Source organism: Clostridium hydrogenum, from assembly GCF_021432385.1.
Classification (GTDB): Bacteria; Bacillota; Clostridia; order Clostridiales; family Clostridiaceae; genus Clostridium_S; species Clostridium_S hydrogenum.
The window spans coordinates 1,566,391-1,585,559 of the sequence record NZ_JAEACT010000002.1 but is presented as its reverse complement, the minus strand read 5'-3'; the positions used below and the strand labels follow the sequence as shown (position 1 = coordinate 1,585,559).

Annotated in this window: 16 protein-coding genes; 1 reads left to right on the top strand and 15 read right to left on the bottom strand. The window is 28.8% G+C overall.

Going from position 1 to position 19,169, the window contains the following annotated elements; genetic code table 11:
• Positions 1-444: 444 nt before the first annotated feature.
• From CUEA01_RS07075 to miaB, 6 genes are all read right to left on the bottom strand, one after another.
• Positions 445-1,734, bottom strand: a complete 1,290-nt coding sequence (locus tag CUEA01_RS07075; protein WP_234120709.1) for a methionine gamma-lyase family protein — start codon at positions 1,732-1,734, stop codon at positions 445-447.
• Between the two features lie 187 nt (positions 1,735-1,921).
• Positions 1,922-2,173 carry an RNA chaperone Hfq gene (gene hfq / locus CUEA01_RS07070; RefSeq protein ID WP_234120698.1) on the bottom strand — a complete coding sequence of 84 codons (252 nt, stop codon included), beginning with the start codon at positions 2,171-2,173 and terminating at the stop codon, positions 1,922-1,924.
• 75 nt (positions 2,174-2,248) lie between these two features.
• On the bottom strand, positions 2,249-3,169 hold the full coding sequence (gene miaA, locus CUEA01_RS07065; protein WP_234120685.1) for a tRNA (adenosine(37)-N6)-dimethylallyltransferase MiaA: 921 nt from the start codon (positions 3,167-3,169) through the stop codon (positions 2,249-2,251).
• A gap of 16 nt (positions 3,170-3,185) precedes the next feature.
• Positions 3,186-5,066, bottom strand: coding sequence for a DNA mismatch repair endonuclease MutL (gene mutL / locus CUEA01_RS07060; protein WP_234120682.1), 1,881 nt, complete (start codon positions 5,064-5,066; stop codon positions 3,186-3,188).
• Positions 5,067-5,084: 18 nt separating this feature from the next.
• Positions 5,085-7,739: a DNA mismatch repair protein MutS gene (gene mutS / locus CUEA01_RS07055; protein ID WP_234120679.1), complete on the bottom strand. Its 2,655-nt coding sequence runs from the start codon at positions 7,737-7,739 to the stop codon at positions 5,085-5,087.
• 18 nt (positions 7,740-7,757) lie between these two features.
• Positions 7,758-9,074, bottom strand: coding sequence for a tRNA (N6-isopentenyl adenosine(37)-C2)-methylthiotransferase MiaB (gene miaB / locus CUEA01_RS07050; protein ID WP_234120677.1), 1,317 nt, complete (start codon positions 9,072-9,074; stop codon positions 7,758-7,760).
• A 175-nt stretch (positions 9,075-9,249) separates the two neighbouring features.
• Between miaB and CUEA01_RS07045 the strand changes: the two genes are divergently transcribed.
• Positions 9,250-9,420, top strand: a complete 171-nt coding sequence (locus CUEA01_RS07045; RefSeq protein ID WP_234120653.1) for a hypothetical protein — start codon at positions 9,250-9,252, stop codon at positions 9,418-9,420.
• A 32-nt stretch (positions 9,421-9,452) separates the two neighbouring features.
• Here the strand turns inward: CUEA01_RS07045 and CUEA01_RS07040 are convergent, their stop codons facing one another.
• The 9 genes from CUEA01_RS07040 to corA form a co-directional block, all read right to left on the bottom strand.
• On the bottom strand, positions 9,453-10,334 hold the full coding sequence (locus CUEA01_RS07040) for a GNAT family N-acetyltransferase (protein WP_234120650.1): 882 nt from the start codon (positions 10,332-10,334) through the stop codon (positions 9,453-9,455).
• Positions 10,335-10,410: 76 nt separating this feature from the next.
• Positions 10,411-11,463, bottom strand: a complete 1,053-nt coding sequence (locus tag CUEA01_RS07035) for a CotS family spore coat protein (RefSeq protein WP_234120648.1) — start codon at positions 11,461-11,463, stop codon at positions 10,411-10,413.
• 117 nt (positions 11,464-11,580) lie between these two features.
• Positions 11,581-11,973: an adenosylmethionine decarboxylase gene (gene speD / locus CUEA01_RS07030; protein ID WP_234120646.1), complete on the bottom strand. Its 393-nt coding sequence runs from the start codon at positions 11,971-11,973 to the stop codon at positions 11,581-11,583.
• A gap of 143 nt (positions 11,974-12,116) precedes the next feature.
• On the bottom strand, positions 12,117-14,042 hold the full coding sequence (locus CUEA01_RS07025) for a bifunctional 4-hydroxy-3-methylbut-2-enyl diphosphate reductase/30S ribosomal protein S1 (RefSeq protein ID WP_234120645.1): 1,926 nt from the start codon (positions 14,040-14,042) through the stop codon (positions 12,117-12,119).
• A gap of 27 nt (positions 14,043-14,069) precedes the next feature.
• The gene (cmk, locus tag CUEA01_RS07020) at positions 14,070-14,723 is read right to left on the bottom strand and encodes a (d)CMP kinase (RefSeq protein ID WP_234120642.1); all 654 of its coding nucleotides are present in this window, start codon (positions 14,721-14,723) and stop codon (positions 14,070-14,072) included.
• Positions 14,724-14,938: 215 nt separating this feature from the next.
• The gene (locus tag CUEA01_RS07015) at positions 14,939-16,156 is read right to left on the bottom strand and encodes a BaiN/RdsA family NAD(P)/FAD-dependent oxidoreductase (RefSeq protein WP_234120623.1); all 1,218 of its coding nucleotides are present in this window, start codon (positions 16,154-16,156) and stop codon (positions 14,939-14,941) included.
• 182 nt (positions 16,157-16,338) lie between these two features.
• Positions 16,339-17,217, bottom strand: a complete 879-nt coding sequence (locus CUEA01_RS07010; RefSeq protein ID WP_234120620.1) for a MurR/RpiR family transcriptional regulator — start codon at positions 17,215-17,217, stop codon at positions 16,339-16,341.
• Positions 17,218-17,360: 143 nt separating this feature from the next.
• Positions 17,361-18,071 (bottom strand): pseudouridine synthase, encoded by a 711-nt coding sequence (locus CUEA01_RS07005; protein WP_234120617.1) that lies wholly within the window; start codon positions 18,069-18,071, stop codon positions 17,361-17,363.
• 19 nt (positions 18,072-18,090) lie between these two features.
• On the bottom strand, positions 18,091-19,161 hold the full coding sequence (gene corA / locus CUEA01_RS07000; protein ID WP_234120615.1) for a magnesium/cobalt transporter CorA: 1,071 nt from the start codon (positions 19,159-19,161) through the stop codon (positions 18,091-18,093).
• Between the last annotated feature and the right edge of the window lie 8 nt (positions 19,162-19,169).

The following is a 19,169-nucleotide window of genomic DNA, read 5'->3' as shown; positions in this document are numbered from 1 at the left end:
TATTATAATACAGTTCAACTGTATAGTCAAACTGAGTAATAAATTTTATTCCTTGTTTTTCCTTTAGATATTCATCAGCAATTCCTTCCGCTGGCGCTGGAGAATAATTTCTCTTTCTAGCTCAGATACCACACCAAATATAATATAGTAAAAAATGTGACAAGTAATCATAATAATCCATCAATTATGTTAGCATATAGAATTGCAATATTATTTAGGACTACTATGTAAGATTTATATTGTTTGAAAGAAAGTAAGAAGTTGGAGGATAAGAAATGTGAAAAGTAGAAATCTAGAATATTTAAGAAACATAATTGATTAAAAATAGTAATGAGAAAAAATCCTCAACATTTTTTATAAGTTGAGGATTTTTCTTCTTAATTATATATTTTACAGCTCTCGTAATGTCTACGTCAATTTTCCTGTTTTTATAATCAATAGCTTTTATTTTGCCGATAACAATTTAGATAAAGCTATAAGTATACCTATTTTAGCGTGATCAAAAGTAAGTCCACCTTGAAGATATCCAATATAAGGTTCTCTTATAGGTGCATCAGCAGATAATTCTATTGAAGCTCCTTGAACAAAAGCACCAGCAGCCATTATAACTTGATCTTCATAACCAGGCATATCCCATGGTTCACATTCTGCAAAAGAATCTATTGGAGACCCCTTTTGAATTCCTTTTATGAAATTGATAAGTTTATTTTTGTCATTGAATTTAATAGATTGAATTATGTCACTTCTCTTATCATTGTATTTAGGCAAAACTTCAAACCCTGAAAGTTCCATTATTCTTGCACAAAATACTGCACCCTTAACTGCCTCCATAGCTACATGTGGAGCTAAAAATAGTCCTTCATAAAGCTGTCTCATGACACCAAAGGTTGAACCACACTCACCACCTATACCAGGTATTGTAAGTCTATAGGAAGCCTGAGTTACATATTCTTCTTTTCCTGCAATGTATCCACCTGTAGGAGCTATTCCACCACCTATATTTTTTATAAGTGAACCAGCAACAATATCTGCGCCAACATCTGTAGGTTCTTTCGTATCTATAAATTCACCGTAACAATTATCTACAAAAACTATAACCTCTGGGTTTACAGTTTTAATTTCCTTAATTATTTCACCTATTTCATCAACACTTAAAGATTTTCTCCATCCATAACCTGTTGAACGTTGAATATGAACTAGTTTAATACTCTTATCTTCTCTAAGCTCACTTTTTACTTTTTCTATATCTACTTTTTCGTTTTTTAAGGCTATCATTTTATATTTAACGCCATATTCTTTAAGTGAACCAACCTTCTTATCATCGTCACCAATACCAATTATATTATGAAGTGTATCGTAAGGAAGTCCGCAAACAGAAAGCATTGTATCATTAGGCCTTAGATTGCCAAACAAAGCAGCTCCTATTGCATGAGTTCCATTTACAAAGTGTGGTCTTACAAGCGCACTTTCTGTATTAAATATTCTAGCATATACTTTATCCAAAGAATCTCTACCTATATCTCCATAGCCATATCCTGAAGAATTTGTAAAGTGAGATTCACTTATATTTTCATCTTGAAGAGCCTTCAAAACTTTTAGCTGATTAAATTCTCTTATTTCATCATAAAATTTAAATTGATCCTTTACATCCTCTAAAGCTTTCTCGTATAAATTAAATACCTCTTCGTTTATTTTATATGTATCCATTAGCATTTGTTTTGTAGAATTTAACATGTATTTTAACCTCCAAATTTAACTAAAGATAAACCACTTGAAACTTCAAAATTAATTTGTATCAAAATGCCATCTTCTAGGCATTATGATGCAAGTTGATTTTAGTAGTTGAACTGGTTTTATCTAATATATGTTATCATAATAAAAAAAAATAGGCAAATTGTATTGCCTATTTTTAGGGGTATTTTTAGTCCTCTTGTGGCATTTGATTAAATAGTATTGGCTTTAAAGGTGTTATAGTTGAAACAGCATGCTTATATACCATCATCTGCTTATTATCACAATCTAAAATTATAGTAAAACTATCAAAACCTTTAACGTTTCCTCTTAATTGAAAACCATTAGCCAAGTGAATTGTAACTGGTATTTTGTTCTTTCTTGCATTGTTTAAAAATATATCCTGTAAATTATTTGTTGACTTATTATTGTTATTATTCATGTTATTCAACCTCCGCTTCGTTTTAATAATTTATTCTATAAAAGATCATAAAATCCTTTAATTTTAAAGTACTATTTAAAAATTATTTACAATAAATTCTATTATATCATCCTCAGTATCGTATAAATCTTTATTTATCCACTGTACTCTTTTATCTTTTCTAAACCAGGTAAGCTGCCTTTTAGCATAATTTCTGCTGCCTTTTTTAATAATTTCTATGGTTTCATCTAACGTAAATTTGCCATCTAAATAGTCAAGTACTTCTTTGTAACCTATGCCCTTCATTGACTGCATATTTGAATTATAACCCATATCTCTTAATTTTATAACCTCATCAATAAGTCCATTTTCAAACATTTTATCAACTCTTAAATTAATTCTCTTATATAGCTTTGCTCTATCCATGGTAAGGACAAAATATTTAATATCATAAGGTATATCATATATGTCTACATCCTTATTTATTTCACTTATAGTCTTTCCTGTGACTTTATATACTTCTAATGCTCTAATAACTCTCTTTAAATCATTTGGATAAAGCCTTTCATAAGATTCAATATCTACACTTTTAAGCAGCTCGTGAACATATTCTTTTCCTTTATCCTCTGCTATTTCTTTTAAATATTCTCTGTAAGTATCATCACGAGAAGCTCCAGTAAAATCATAATTACATATTAAGGAATTTATATACAGTCCTGTTCCACCTGCAACAATTGGGCATTTACCTCTTTCAATAATATCATCTATAGCATTAACTGATTTATCTTTAAACTCAGCAACACTAAATTCTTCTGATGGATAAACTACGTCAATTAAATGATGTATTACTCCATCCATTTCATCTTTAGTAACCTTTGCAGAACCTATATCCATATACTTATAAATTTGCATTGAATCTGCTGAAATTATTTCTCCATTTAACTTTTTTGCAACTTTAATAGATATATCTGTTTTTCCAACAGCTGTAGGTCCAGCTATAATAAGAAGTTTTTTCATAAACTAAAATCATCCTTTACTGAATTCTCTTAAATTTCTTTTCGAGATCTGTAACTGTAAATTTAATTATTGTTGGCCTCCCATGAGGGCAATTAAAAGGATCGTCTATAAATCTTAAATCATCAATTAAAGCTTTCATTTCCTCCATGCTAAGCTCATGATACGCCTTTATAGCAGCTTTGCATGCAGTAGTAGCTATCTTACCATACTTTACTTCAACAGTTTCTCCACTGCCCATGGCTTTTAAATTATCTAAAATACTTAAAAATAAATCTTTTACATAAGGCTTACCCAAAAACATTGGCACTTCCTTAATAAGTATGGTATTATCTCCAAACTCTTCACATTTAAAACCTGCATTTTGAAATATACTTTCATTCTCACTATAGTACAAAAAGTCATCCGGCAAAAGCTCAATCACAGCTGGTTCAAGTAAAACCTGTGAAACAACCTCCCCATTTTTTATTTGATTTCTATATTTTTCAAAAAGTATTTTTTCATGTGCAGCATGCTGGTCAATAATATAAAGTCCATCTACTCCCTCTGTCAAAATATAAGTGTTATAAAATTGACCAATTACTTTAAGTGGCTGAAATTTAGGTATCTTTTCTTCAAAATTATCTTCAACCTTTTTCTGAGGTAATTGTTTTATTTCAACGTCAGGTTTTTTAAAATTATTTTCAAAATTTGAAACCTTATTCAAATTATCATTATTTTTTATATAATTATTATCCTTAATGTATTTGGACTCATTTTCCATAACATTATAAGTTTCAACATCACTTTTTAAATCTATAGGGAGTTGAACTATAACCTTTTCTTTTTCCTCTTCTTTTTTATTATAATTCTTTAACTCGTCAATTGCGACTTCCTCTTCTTTTATTGTATCAGTTTCATAGCTTTGTTTTAAACTTTCGCGAAGAGCCTCATGTACAGTATCAAAAACTATTTTAAAAATTTCTCTTTCATTTCTAAATTTAATTTCTGATTTAGTTGGGTGAACATTTACATCGACGAACTCAGGGAAAATATCTAAAAATATAACGAAAAAAGGAAATTTATTTATCATCATAAAAGATTTAACAGCATTTTCTACAGCTGTAGTAATTAATCTATTCTTTATATATCTATTATTTACAAATATGCTTTGATTATTTCTACTTCCTCTACTAATTTCTGAATTTCCAACGTAACCATGAACAGATACTAAATCCGAGTGCCTTTCAAAGGGTATTACATTATCTGTTATCTTCTTTCCGTATATATCACGAAGGACGTCAATTAAGTTTGGAGAGGAATATGTAGTAATTACCTTCTTTTCTCCATTAGTTAGTTTAAAGGATACGTTACTATGTGATATTGCAAGTCTTGTCACAATATCAGAAATAACTGCCGCCTCTTTTTGAGGTGATTTTAAAAATTTTGATCTTGCAGGAACATTATAAAATAAATTTTTAACTTCTATTGTAGTACCTATACTGCTGCCACAATCTTTAACATAATTAATATTCCCTCCGCTTATAGAAATTTCCCTTCCAAAATCGCTTTCTAAGCTTCTAGATTTTAATATAGTGTTAGATACCGATGCTATACTTGGAAGTGCCTCTCCCCTAAAGCCAAGGGTGTTTATGGCATATATATCTTCAATTTTAGAAATTTTACTTGTAGCGTGTGGCATAAATGCTTTTTCAACATCATCTTTATAAATACCCGAGCCATCATCAACAATCCTTATGAGAGTTTCGCCACCATTTTCAATTTGTATATTAATAATCTTGGCTCCTGCATCAATACTGTTTTCTACAAGTTCTTTTACAACTGAGGAAGGTCTTTCAATTACCTCACCAGCTGCAATTTTATTAGAAGTTTCTTCACTTAGTAAATTAATTCTCCCCAAAGCTTTTACCTTCTTTACTTATAGATTCTTAGCACGTTTTACAAGTTCATATAACTTGTTCATGCTTTCCATAGGATTCATTTCCATAACCTCTAGTTTTGATAAATCCTTAATCAAATTATCCTTTTCTATAGAAGTAAAATCTAATTGAATTTTATCTTCAGCTTTAACTTTTTTAACATTTTTAGTTTCTTTTACTTCACTAGCTTCCTCCAAAGGTTTATTTTCACTTTTAATTTTTTCTATACAATCAAAGGCCGCTTCATTATTATCTGTCTCAAGTTCCTTTAATATTTCCCTTGCCCTTTTAATAACATCCTCTGGAAGACCAGCAATTTTTGCAACTTCTATTCCATAAGATTGGTCTGCTCCGCCCTTTATTATTTTTCTCAAGAAAATTATATCCTCTTCAAATTTCTTTACGGCTATTGAATAATTTTTAAGACCTTTTATGCTGCCTTCAAGCTTAGTAAGTTCATGATAATGAGTTGCAAATAAGGTTTTAGCTTTTATATTGGAATTTGTACATATGTATTCTATTACTGACCATGCTATACTTAATCCGTCATAAGTACTAGTTCCTCTTCCAACTTCATCAAGCAATATTAAACTTTTATTAGTCGCATTCTTTAATATATTTGAAACTTCCCACATCTCAACCATAAAAGTACTTTTACCAGCAGCCAAATCATCAGAAGCACCTATCCTTGTAAATATTTTATCGCATATTGATATTTCTGCTTTTCCTGCAGGAACAAAACTTCCTATTTGAGCCATTAGTACTATTAACGCAACCTGCCTCATATAAGTTGATTTACCTGCCATATTAGGGCCCGTTATGAGCATTAACATATTATCCTCTGTATCAATTTCAGTATCATTAGAAACAAATTCACCAGTTTTAATTACATTTTCTACAACAGGATGTCTTCCCTCTTTAATTTTAATAGCTCCGTTTTCTGTAATTATCGGCTTGCAATAATTGTTTTCACGTGCCACTTCAGCAAAGGAACTTAAGCAATCAATTTCAGAGAGAATTTTAGCACTTCCTTTAATTCTATCAATTTGCTTCTCAAGCTCATCCCTTACTCCTACAAAAATTTCATATTCAAGAATAACAAGTTTTTCTTCAGCACCTAATATTTTTTCTTCCATCTCTTTAAGTTCTGGAGTTATATATCTTTCACAATTAGCTAGGGTTTGTTTTCTTATATATTTACCTTCAGGAACTAAATTTAAATTAGATTTTGTAACTTCTATAAAATATCCAAATACTTTATTGTAACCTACCTTTAAAGATTTAATACCTGTTTCTTCCCTTTCCTTATTTTCAAGGGAAGCAATCCATTCCTTGCCATGAGCTTTTGCAAGTCTTAACTCATCAACTTCACTGTTATAGCCATCTTTAATTATATTTCCCTCTTTAACTGACAAGGATGGAGTATTTAATATGGCTGCATCAAGTAAGCTGTATATATCACTTAAATCATCAAGTTCATTTTCCATTTTGCAAAGAAGCTCTGAGCTAAAATTTTTTATTATGGCTTTTACTTCTGGAAGCTTTTTTATAGAGCTTTTAAGAGATAACATTTCTTTTGCATTTACACTTTTTGTAGAAATTTTACCAGCTAATCTTTCAATATCATATACTTCCCTTAAGGCATCTTTTAATTCAACATGATTTCGAGCATCATTTAAAAGCTCATCTACAGCTTCTAATCTTAAATTTATTTTATTTGTATCAATGAGGGGCTGCTCAATCCATTTTCTAAGCTGTCTAGCTCCCATTGCAGTACTTGTTTTATCTAAAACCCAAAGAAGAGATCCTTTTTTACTTTTGTCTCTTAAAGTTTCTGTAAGTTCTAAGTTTCTCCTTGAATTTGAATCAATGCTCAAAAAATCAACAATATTATAATATTGAATTTGATCTAAATGTGTCAAAACAACTCTTTGAGTATCCATTATATACTTTAAAAGTGCATTTGCTGAGTATTTAAGTTGATCATTAATATCTAATTCTGCATAATTAGAAAACTGTGCCTTTAAATGATTTTCAGCAAATTCTTTAAAATAATTATCTTGAAATTCCGTATTTGAAATAACAAATCTTTCTTTTATATCCTCTATTAATTTAGTATCAATATTTTCTTGAACTAAAATTTCCTTTGGTGAATACTTTGATATTTCATTTAATATAACATCTCTATCAAATTCAGTATACGTACAGTTAAATTCTCCTGTAGATATATCTGCAAAACACATGGCCGTTATATTGTTTTCTGTGTATATAGACATAATATAATTATTTTTTGTATCCTCTAAAAAAGAAGAATCCGTATATGTTCCAGGTGTTAATACCTTTATTACATCTCGTTTTACAATTCCCTTTGCTAGTGCAGGATCTTCAAGCTGCTCTGCTATTGCAACCTTATAACCTTTCGATATAAGTTTACTTGCATAAATTGCATAGGCATGGTGAGGTATACCACACATAGGCGCACGTTTTGGAAGTCCACAGTCTTTTCCTGTAAGTACAAGTTCAAGTTCCCTTGATGCAATTTCAGCATCTTCAAAGAACATTTCATAAAAATCACCTAATCTAAAAAACAAGATGCAATCCTTATAGTTTTCTTTTACACTTAAAAATTGCTGCATCATAGGAGTTACTGACATAATATTACCATCCCTTGTTTATATTTCTTCTCCCACTAAAGAAAAAGATTGTGCCTTCGTTATTTTTACATTAACAAGCTTTCCTACATTTTCAGCTGAGCCTTCAAAGTTAACGAGTTTTCCTGTCCTTGTTCTTCCCATTAATTTATTTTCATCAGTTCTGCTTTTTCCTTCAACTAAAACTTCAACAGTTTTTCCTTCATAATCCTTATTTATTTCTGCACAGATTCTATTTACCGTTTCAACTAATCTATTAAATCTATCATGCTTAACATCTTCTGGAATTTGATCCTTTAAATTAGCCGCTGGAGTACCTTCTCTTATTGAATATAGGAAAGTAAATGCAGAATCATATCTAACCTCTTCAATTAAACTTAAGGTTTCAAGGAAGTCTTCTTCTGTTTCGCCAGGGAAACCAACAATTATATCTGTAGTTATAGCAACGCCTTTTATTTGTTCTTTTATTTTTTTAACTAAGGATGAATAGTATTCTCTATCATAATGCCTATTCATATCCTTTAATATTTTAGTAGAACCTGATTGTACAGGAAGATGAATGTGTTCACATACTTTATCACATTCTGCTACTGCTTTAATAACCTCATCTGTAAGGTCCTTTGGATGTGATGTCATAAACCTAATTCTCTCTAATCCTGGTATTTCATTTACCCTTCTTAAAAGTCCTGCAAAATTAATTTCTTCTTCTAAGCCTTTTCCGTACGAATTTACATTTTGTCCAAGAAGTGTTACCTCCTTATAACCTTCTGCAACTAATTTTTTTATTTCATTTTCTATATCTTCCGGCTTTCTACTTCTTTCTCTTCCTCTTACATAAGGTACTATACAATAGGTACAGAAGTTATTGCAGCCATACATAATTGTTACAAAGGCTTTCATAGTACTTTCTCTATCAATAGGAAGTCCCTCAACTATAGATTCTTCCTTATCCCATATTTCTAATATAGCTTTTCTATCTTCTTTGACTTTCTTTAAGTATTCAGGAAACATTTGAATATTGTGAGTTCCCATAATAATATCAACAAAAGGAAATCTTTTTCTTATAGCCTTTGCCATATCATTTTCCTGCATCATACAGCCACATACTGTTATTATGAGTTCTGGTTTTTTATTTTTTAACTTTCTAAGTAATCCTAAATTACCATAAACCTTTAATTCAGCATTTTCTCTAACGCAGCATGTATTAAATATAATAAGATCAGCATCTTCTCTATTTTCAGTTTTAGTGTAGTCTAATTTTTTTAGCATACCAGATAATTTTTCAGAATCCTCTTCATTCATCTGACAGCCCCATGTTTCAATATAGAATTTATTCATATTTCCTCCTATTAGTTATCAAATTAAATTTATCTTTATTTACTATTCATTAATTTAAATATCAATGTAGTATTATACCATATTTAAGCTAATAAATGAATAACTAAAAAAGCTTAAGAGAATACTAAGATTGTAACTATAGAAAATAATAATTTCTCAAAAGGAGGTTTTTCATATGTATGATGCAAAGCTTCTAGAAAATGACGAAGACAATCAATCAAAAATTTTGACCGGCAATTGCATTAGTGATTTGTGTTACTTTGAAAAGTATCCAAATGAAAGGTTACTGTGTACAAAAACATCCTATGTACCAATAGAAGGGCTAATAAATAAAGGCTTAAAGTAAAAAGTAACAGAGAAGTAATAAATAATGTTTTGTTACTTCTCTGTTACTTTTTTCTCCCATAGGGAGCAGCTGCTTTTTTGAGTAAATCCTACACTTTTATATAGATTAATTGCTACTGTATTATCAGTATCTACTTTTATATAAGCTTTATTATAGCCTATTCTTTTTAAACAGTTTAAAATATATTTAAGGAAATACCTACCATATCCTTTTCCTCTATAAAACTTTAATATTCCAAAATTGACTACTGTAGGTTCACCATCTTTAACAATAAACTGCCCATAGCCAATATGAGAACCATCCTGCTTTATAAAAAATGAACCATCATCAACATAATAATCTTGAACTTCATCACAGTATATGTCATCCACAGTAATTGGTATACGACCATTTTTTTGAAAGACTTCATTTTGAATAAAACATCTAATTTCTTCTTCTTCTCTTTTTTTTAACTTCTCTATACTAATTGAATCAAGTTTTGGAAGTTCAAAATATTCCTTCAAATCAATTTCAAGTTCATAATTACTTTCTACTTGATAAAAATTAAGTTTTTTTAATATATCATAGTTGTATAAATTTTTTTCACATCTATATGATAACATTTTTGCATATTTAAATGAATTAATAAGTGATATATATGTGCTAATATCAAAAATATATTCTTTTGTTATGTTCATTGCATTAATTTCATATTGATATTTAGAAATTCCGCTTTTAATCCACATAAAACCTATATATTTATCATTTGATTTTAGCAAATGCACATTTTTCTTTATAATAAGTTTTTTCAGTAAGTTTTGCCTTTTAAATTCATCAACAAAATCTTGATTGAGTTCATTAAATGTACTTCGTTTTGAATTTAAATCTATTAAATATTTAAAATTATTTTTGTTTAAACTTTCACAAATATACATAGCTACCTCTTAATTTTTTCAATATAATTTATATAATAAGTATATAAAAAACTGGATTATAATGTCAAACCTTAAATCACATTTTTTTTAAATACTTAATATAATCATCTATGAATTTATCCTCACATTCACTATAAGTTATTACTTTATTGAGTTTCTTCATATATTTACTTTCTGTCCAACTTTTATGTTTTATATACCTCTTACTTCCAAGTTTCCAAAACTTATGTGGAAATATTATGAGAGAGAGCATTATCTCTAATTCTTCCTTGCTAAGCTTATTAATAGCGATATATGCATCAATTATTAATTTAGCTTTATTAAAATCCCAATTATATTCTTTTTTAAACATGAGTCTTCTAATCATTTTTCCTAAATCGCTAATTGCAAAATCTATTACAATACTATCTAAATCAATTATATAGTATTTATCGTCTTTTTTTATTATATTCTGATAATAAAAGCTGTTATGACATATATTTTTAACTTGTTTAGAGTTTTTAGCTAATTTATAATAAGAAGATTCGTTTAAAAGCTTTATTGAAAATAGTCCTCTTTCACAGCTTTTATCAATGAATTTTTCGTAATTTTCATCAAATTGATTTTTAATTCTTTTTTTGTTAATTGCATTTTTAAAATTATTCATATCTTTTATGCATTTCATAAAAAATGTAGGCCAATTTTTTGTATTGCTTTTTATATATAATTTCGATATATCTATTTTTTTTGATGCAGAATGAAAATTAGCTAAAAGCTTGGTACAATTCACAGCTTCATTAATATCATCCATATTACACTCAACACCATCAATCCACTCAGTAATATAAAATAGAAAGCCTTTATAATGTACAAAAAATTCATGATCAGTTGTCTTTATATATTGAGCTGTATTATAAAAATTGTTTTTTTTCAGTTCTTCTACTAAGTAGCTGCCATTTTGAGCCTTTTTTCTACCATGTTTCATTCTTTTTAAACAAACAATACCCTTATCTGTTCTTATTTGATATGCGCTTCTAGCTTTTCTTATATATATAATTTTAAAATTATACCTACATAAAACTCTTTTAAGCATTTTTAGCTCTTTATTTTTGATTCCATCCATATACTTAATTTCTTCAGAATCAACCATAATATTTCCTCCTAACTTGGAATATACACTAAAATATATTATGGTTTAATTAAGGTTATTACAAAATAAAGGGGATGCCGCACTAAATTATTTAATTTGTGCGACATCCCACTTTCTTTACCTAACGTATTCTCTTGCTAATTCCTTTACGGAAACTGGTTCATTAAATATACCCCTTTTTACCTCCGTGGCTATCATATTTTTTGCCTGTAAAAATTCAGTTAGATAATTGCAAGCATTCCAGGGGTTTATTTTATGGCCACAAGTAAATACATCAACTGCTGCATAACCAAATTCTGGCCATGTATGAATAGTTATATGCGATTCTGAAATAATTACTACACCACTAACACCTTGAGGGCAAAATTTATGAAATGCAACTTCTCTAATCTGTGCACCAGCTTTTATTGCAGAGTTAACCATTGCTTTTTCTATCTTCTCTTCATTGTCTAATACTTCTTCATTACAACCATATATTTCAGCTAATATATGGCGTCCTAATTCATTCATAAAAATCAACCTTTCCTGTCTTTTATTTATATAAAAAATGCGTGTAATATATATGAAAGATTTAACAAATCAAAACTAGCTTCTAAATCTATACTTATATTACACGCATTTTTCTTAATTATTCAATTTATACAAATTATTTTTTATTCTTCAACTTCTCTTATGCTTAAGCCTATTTTTTTATTTTCTGCATTTACATCAATTATCTTAGCTTTTATTTCTTCACCAATAGCTAAAGCATCAGATGGTTTTTCAATTCTCTTATGACTAATTTCAGATATATGAACTAATCCATCAACTCCAGGTTCAAGTTCAACAAAAGCACCAAAGCTTGCAAATCTAACAACTTTTCCAAGTACTACTGAACCAGAAGGATATTTTTCTTCTATATTTTTCCAAGGATCTTCAACTAATTTTTTTATACTTAAAGATAACTTGTGATTTTCTTTATCTACACTAAGAACATATACTTTTATTGTATCTCCTATTTTTAAAGCATCTGCTGGTTTATTAACTCTTCCCCATGATATTTCTGAAACATGTAAAAGTCCATCTACACCATCGATATCAACAAAAGCACCAAAATCAGTTAATCTTTTTACTTGACCTTCTAATGTCTGGCCTTGTTCAAGCTTATCCCAAACAGCTTTTTCTGATGATTCTTTTTCTTTCTTTAATATTTCTCTTCTTGATCCAACTATCTTAGTTTGTCTTCTCTTATCTACAAATTCAATTATTTCAACTTCTAAATCTTTGCCAACATATCCTTCAAGATTATCTACATGGAATAATTCAATGTGTGATGCTGGTATAAATACTCTTATTCCCTTAAATAAAGCTACTATTCCACCTTTTACAGTTTCTTTAACTCTTACAGTTAATTTAGTTTTATTTTCAAAGGCATCTTTAATTTCTTTATATCCTTCTTCTCTTTGTATTTCTTTTACGGATAATACTACATAATTGTCATCATCTTTTAATTTAATTACTTTTGCTGATATAGTATCTCCTACTTTATATAAATTTTTAAGTCCTTCATCTGAGTGTTCAATTTCACTTTTTGGTATAATACCATCTCTTTTATATCCTACATTTAAATATAATGCATTATCAGAAACCTGAATTATTTCTCCACTTACATGTGCACCAGTGTATACTGCATTTTCATTTTCAGCTATAAATTTCATAGCGTCAGCCATTTCATTATTTGTTTCATTTGTTATATTGTTTTCGTTCATTTTATTAATTGCCTCCTCGATAATCCAATCAGGTGTTGAAGCGCCTGCTGTTACACCTATTTTGATTTTATTAGTATTTTTTAATATTTCCACAGGTATTTCACCTGAATTTTCTACATGAATTGTATTTTTGCAGTTTTCCTTGCAAATTTCATATAATTTAGTAGTATTTGAACTTTGTTTACCGCCAATAACTACCATATAATCTACTTTAGCTGAAAGTTCTTTTGCAATTTTTTGTTTTTCGGATGTAGCATTGCATATTGTGTTGAATGCAATTAATTCTTTTGATTTATGCAATAACTTTAGTACAACCTTTTCGAAATTTACTATTTTTTCAGTAGTTTGTGAAACCACACAAACTTTTGATTTAACAGCTTCTAAATTTTCTCCGTTTTTTGATATAATAGCTTTATTATCACACCAACCATTTATTCCAACAACCTCAGGATGATTTTTATCTCCAACAATTACTATTTCATAACCGAGTTCACTATACATTTTCACCTTTTCGTGAATACTTGAAACAAATGGGCAAGTGGCATCAACAATTTTAATTTTCTTTGAGTTAAGTAATTCAATTGTTTGCTTTGGGACACCATGTGATCTTATAATTAATACATCATTTTCATTTAGTTTATCGATATCAGTCATTTCTATTGCATAAATATCATTGCTTTTAAGATATTCTACAACATCATTATTATGAATCAAAGATCCTAAAGTATAAATTTTTTTATTATACTTTTTTTGAGTCTCTATTGCCGTTTCAACAGCTCTCTTTACTCCGAAACAAAAACCAGCTTTTTTAGCAAGTATTATTTCACTCATTCTATAGTACCACCTTTTAATAAAAAGTTACATATTTTTAGTTATATAATTTGAAATATACAAAACCACTTCTTCTATATTCATAAATGAAGAATCAATTTCAACTGCATCTTCTGCTTTTTTTAGCGGACTTGTTTCCCTATGTGAATCAATGTAATCTCTCTTAATAATATCATTTAATATATTATTATAATCAACTTCCACATTTTTTGCTATTAATTCATTATATCTTCTCTTTGCACGTTCTTCTGGACTTGCAGTTAAAAAGAATTTAAAATCTGCATTTTTTAAAACTACAGTTCCTATATCTCTTCCATCCATAATAACATTATATTTTTCAGAAATTTGCTTTTGTAGACAAACTAACAGTTCTCTAACTTCAGGTACTGCAGAATAATTAGAAACATTCTTGCTTATATTAGGCATAACAATTTCTTCGCTAACGTCCTCTTCATTAACTATCAATTTATCTTTGTCAAAATGCATTTCTAAATTTTCAATAAGCTGACATAATTTTTGTGTTTCACTATAATTTATATTTTCTCTAATTGCCATTAAAGTAACAGCTCTATACATAGCACCTGTATTTATGTACATGAGGTTAAACTTTTTTCCAACAAGTTTTGCTATAGTGCTTTTACCGGCTCCGGCTGGTCCATCTATTGCTACACTTAACTTCAAAATCAATTCCGCCCTTCACTATAAATAAACCGTTAAAATTGAAATGGTTTATCGATATTAACTTAAAGCTATTAAAAACTTTCCATATTTATATATGCTATACATCTACCGAACTATATATTCTATAAAAATATATGAATTCCTTTATTTTTTTGACAAAATATAATTTTTATTTTAAGGCTATGTTTTAAATAAGTGTTGATTTAAAATATAGCCTATTTTAAAGAACTTCCTGCCAAATAGCCTGTAGATAATGCAATTTGCAAGTTAAATCCTCCAGTATATGCATCAACGTCAATAACTTCACCACCAAAATATAAATTTTCAATTAATTTTGACTTCATTGTTGAAGGATCAATCTCTTTTACATCTATGCCTCCTGCAGTAATTATTGCTTCATCAATTGACCTTAAACCCTTTATATTAAATTCAAGTTTTTGCAGCAGGTTAACTATTTTTTTTCTTTCTATTTTAGTGATAGAATTAACTTTTTTATCAGGATCTATTTCTGATAATTCAACTATAACCGGTATTAACTTACTTGGAAGTAAATCATTTAGTGAATTTTTAAAAGCTTTATTGGCATACTTTGAAAAATCACTTTGTATCCTTTTATCAAGTTCATTTTCAGACAATGCTGGTTTTAAATTTATAACTGCCTTTAAATTCTTGTTAAAATTAACTATCCTACTTCCGCTTAAAACAATAGGACCAGAAGCACCATAGTGAGTAAATAGCATTTCACCAAAGTTTTTATATAGCACCTTATTATTTTTTACAATGCTAAATTCTACATTTTTTAATGAAAGTCCCTGAAGGTCTTTTATCCATTTTTCTTCAAATTCAATAGGAACTAAAGATGGAACAGGTTTTATTATATTATGCCCAACTTTTCTTGCAAAATCATATCCATCTCCTGTAGAACCTGTTTGAGGATATGATAAACCACCTGTACATAAAATAAAATAATCTCCTTTTATAGTTTCACCTTTATCAGTTTTTACACTTTTAATTATATTATTTTCGCAGTTAATATTTACTACTCTTGAATTTAAAATTACATTAATTTTTTTATCTTCAATTTTTTCTTTAAATATTTTTATTATATCAGAAGACTTGTCAGATTCAGGGAAAACCCTATCTCCCCTCTCAACTTTTAATTTGAGTCCAGCCTTTTCAAATAAATCCATAGTATTTATATTAGTAAAAGTATATAATGCGCTATATAAAAAATTAGAATTTCCAGGTATATTTTCAAAGAATTCACTTATATCTTTATAGTTTGTTATATTACATCTGCCTTTGCCAGTTATAAACATTTTCTTGCCAAGCTTATCATTTCTCTCAATAAGCGTAACTTCATGCCCTTCTGAGGCAGTTATTGCAGCCATCATACCAGCAGGACCGCCGCCAACAACTATTACTTTTTTCATAAACTTCACCTCTTTATTTCTCTGTACATAAGTTTAAAGAGTAGATTATAAAGTTTATCTACTCTTTAAATTTAAATCTTATTATATTATAAACATATAGATAAGCCAGTTCAACTAATAAAATGACAAAGTTAATTTTAATGCTATTTTATTAATTAGATGATAAACTAGGTTGTCCACTTCTACCTATCCTCTATAGCTTTATATGAATACACTCTATATTCTTCCCATATACTTTCCAAATCACTAAAAGTGCTTGATATTTTATTCTTCTCTTTTAATCCAACAGCAACAATTAATGCATTAATTACGCTCAAGGGTGCCACTAAGGAATCAACAAAAGAAGCCATATTACTTTGTGCAATAAGAGTATAATCTGCTTCAGTTGCAAGTGGTGAGAGTAAACTATCTGTTATAGCAACTACTTTGGTATTCCTTGATTTTGCAAAAGTTAATGCTTCTATAGTTCTTGCAGCATACCTTGGAAAACCAATCCCTATTAATAAATCATCAGAGGATATATTTATAATTTGCTCAAAAATATCACTCATACCACAATTTATAACATGTACATTATCTAAGATTAAATTTAAATAAAATCCTAGAAATTCTGAAAGAGCAGTTGAGCTTCTAAGTCCAATTATATATATTCTCTTTGCTTCAAATATACACTTTATTACTTCATCAAAAGTCTTATGATTAATCTTTTCAAGAGTTACTCTTATGTTTTCCATATCTGATTTTAAAACGCCTTTAAGCGAATTTTCTTCTGATATAAATGCATTTGATAATTCAATTCTTTGAACAGTTGTAAGTTTATTTTTTATTAATTCTTGAAGTGCTTTTTGAAGCTTAGGATAACCACTAAATCCAAGCTCATTAGCAAATCTTACTACAGTAGATTCACTAACACCAACACTAATTCCAAGCTTTGCAGCCGTCATAAAAGCAGCCTTGTCATAGTGTTTTAATATATATTCAGCTATTAGCTTTTGACCTTTACTTAACCTCGGAAATTTCACTTGAATTGTTCTCATTAAATCGTGTTTTTCATTTTCCATAAATATCAAATCCCCTTCTAAGAAGTACAATGAATTTTAAGTAATCATAATAATTCATTTGATTGTAAAATGAATTATTTATTTCATTCTAACATTAAATTCACACATATTCAATATTTTATTCATTTTAAGATGACTTAATATCATAAATTCATTAAATAGTCTATTTCTTCATTACTTAAATATCTCCATTCGCCTTCTTTAAGATTGCCTAAATTAATTTTGCCTACAGAGGTTCTTTTAAGTTCAATAACATGATGATGAATTGCCCTGCACATTCTTCTAACTTGCCTTTTTTTACCCTCATGTATAACAATTTTAACTCTTGCATTTTTTCCTTCAATATTTTCAACACTGGCTTTTGCAAGTGCAGTTGTATATCCTCCAATATCTACTCCATTTTCAAGAGAATTTATTTCCGTATCAGTGGGTATACCTTCAACTAAAGCTATGTATGTTTTATTTACATTTTGTCTTGGATGCATAACCTTATTAAATATTTCTCCATCATTGGTTATTAGAAGTAAGCCTGAGGTTTCATAATCAAGTCTGCCTATGGGAAAGATTCTTTCTTTAAGCTTTAAAAGATCTATAACTGTTTTTCTTCCCCTATTATCACTTGAGGCAGTGATATATCCCTTAGGTTTATTTAAAGCAATATATACCTTTCTTTCTTCCATTTTAATTGGTTTTCCATCAAGTTCAACATAGTCCTTATTACAGTCTACCTTAAAACCAAGCTCAGTGATAACTATCCCATTTACTGTTACCCTGCCTTCTTCAATTAATTTTTCGCATTTTCGCCTAGACGCTACTCCACAGCTAGCCATAAATTTTTGTAATCTTTCATTCATATTAATTATCATCCTTACTCTAAAGCCATTTTTTTTTCTTAAAATATACTAGCATAGATACTACTATCGCAATCATAATAACCCATAAACCTTGGTATGCATAATGCCATTTTAGTTCTGGCATATTATCAAAATTCATTCCATACACGCCTACTAAAAAAGAAAGAGGAATAAATATTGTTGAAAAAATAGTTAGAAATTTCATAACTTCATTCATCTTATTGCTTACACTTGATAAATATGTATCTAGCATGCCCTCGATTATATCTCTAAATAGTTCTATAGAATCTATAACTTGTATAGTATGGTCATAAACATCTTTAAAATATACGCTAGTATCAGAACTAATAAAATCAGATTCGCCCCTTTGAAGTATATTGATAACTTCCCTAAGTGGCCATACTGATTTTCTTATAAAAATCATTTCTCTTTTCATATTATATATTTCTGTAAACACTTCATTTGTTGGATTTTTTAAAAGTTTTTCTTCAAAAGTTTCTATTCTATCCTCAAACTTTTCAAGTGCAACAAAGTAATTATCAACTATAGAATCAATAATAGCATAGGCTAAATAATCTGTACCAGAGCTTCTCAATTTATTGCCAGAAGTTCTAAGCCTATTTCTTAAATTATCAAAAACATCGCCTTTTAATTCCTGCTCTTGAAAGGTAATAACTACATTTTTCATACAAATTAAACTTACCTGCTCAACTACTGGTACATTTTTTGAATAATATATCATTTTTAAAACAACGTAAATATAATTATCAAACTCTTCAATTTTAGGTCTTTGATTGGTGTTTAGAATATCCTCCATTACAAGAGGATGTATTCCAAACTCTTTACCAAATTTTTCGTATAAGCCCATATCCTCAAGACCATCTACATTTATCCATGTTACGGAATCAGAATTTTTATATTTATAACTTTCTTCAATACTTTTTAAATTTCTCTCGTCAAATACTTCTCCTTTATAATCAATAACACTTATTTTTGAACCTTTACCTGTACTTTTCCCTACATGAACAAGACTGCCAGGCTTCAAGCCTCTTTTTTTTGAAATTCCTTTCATGTATCTATATCTTGCCAAATAAATCA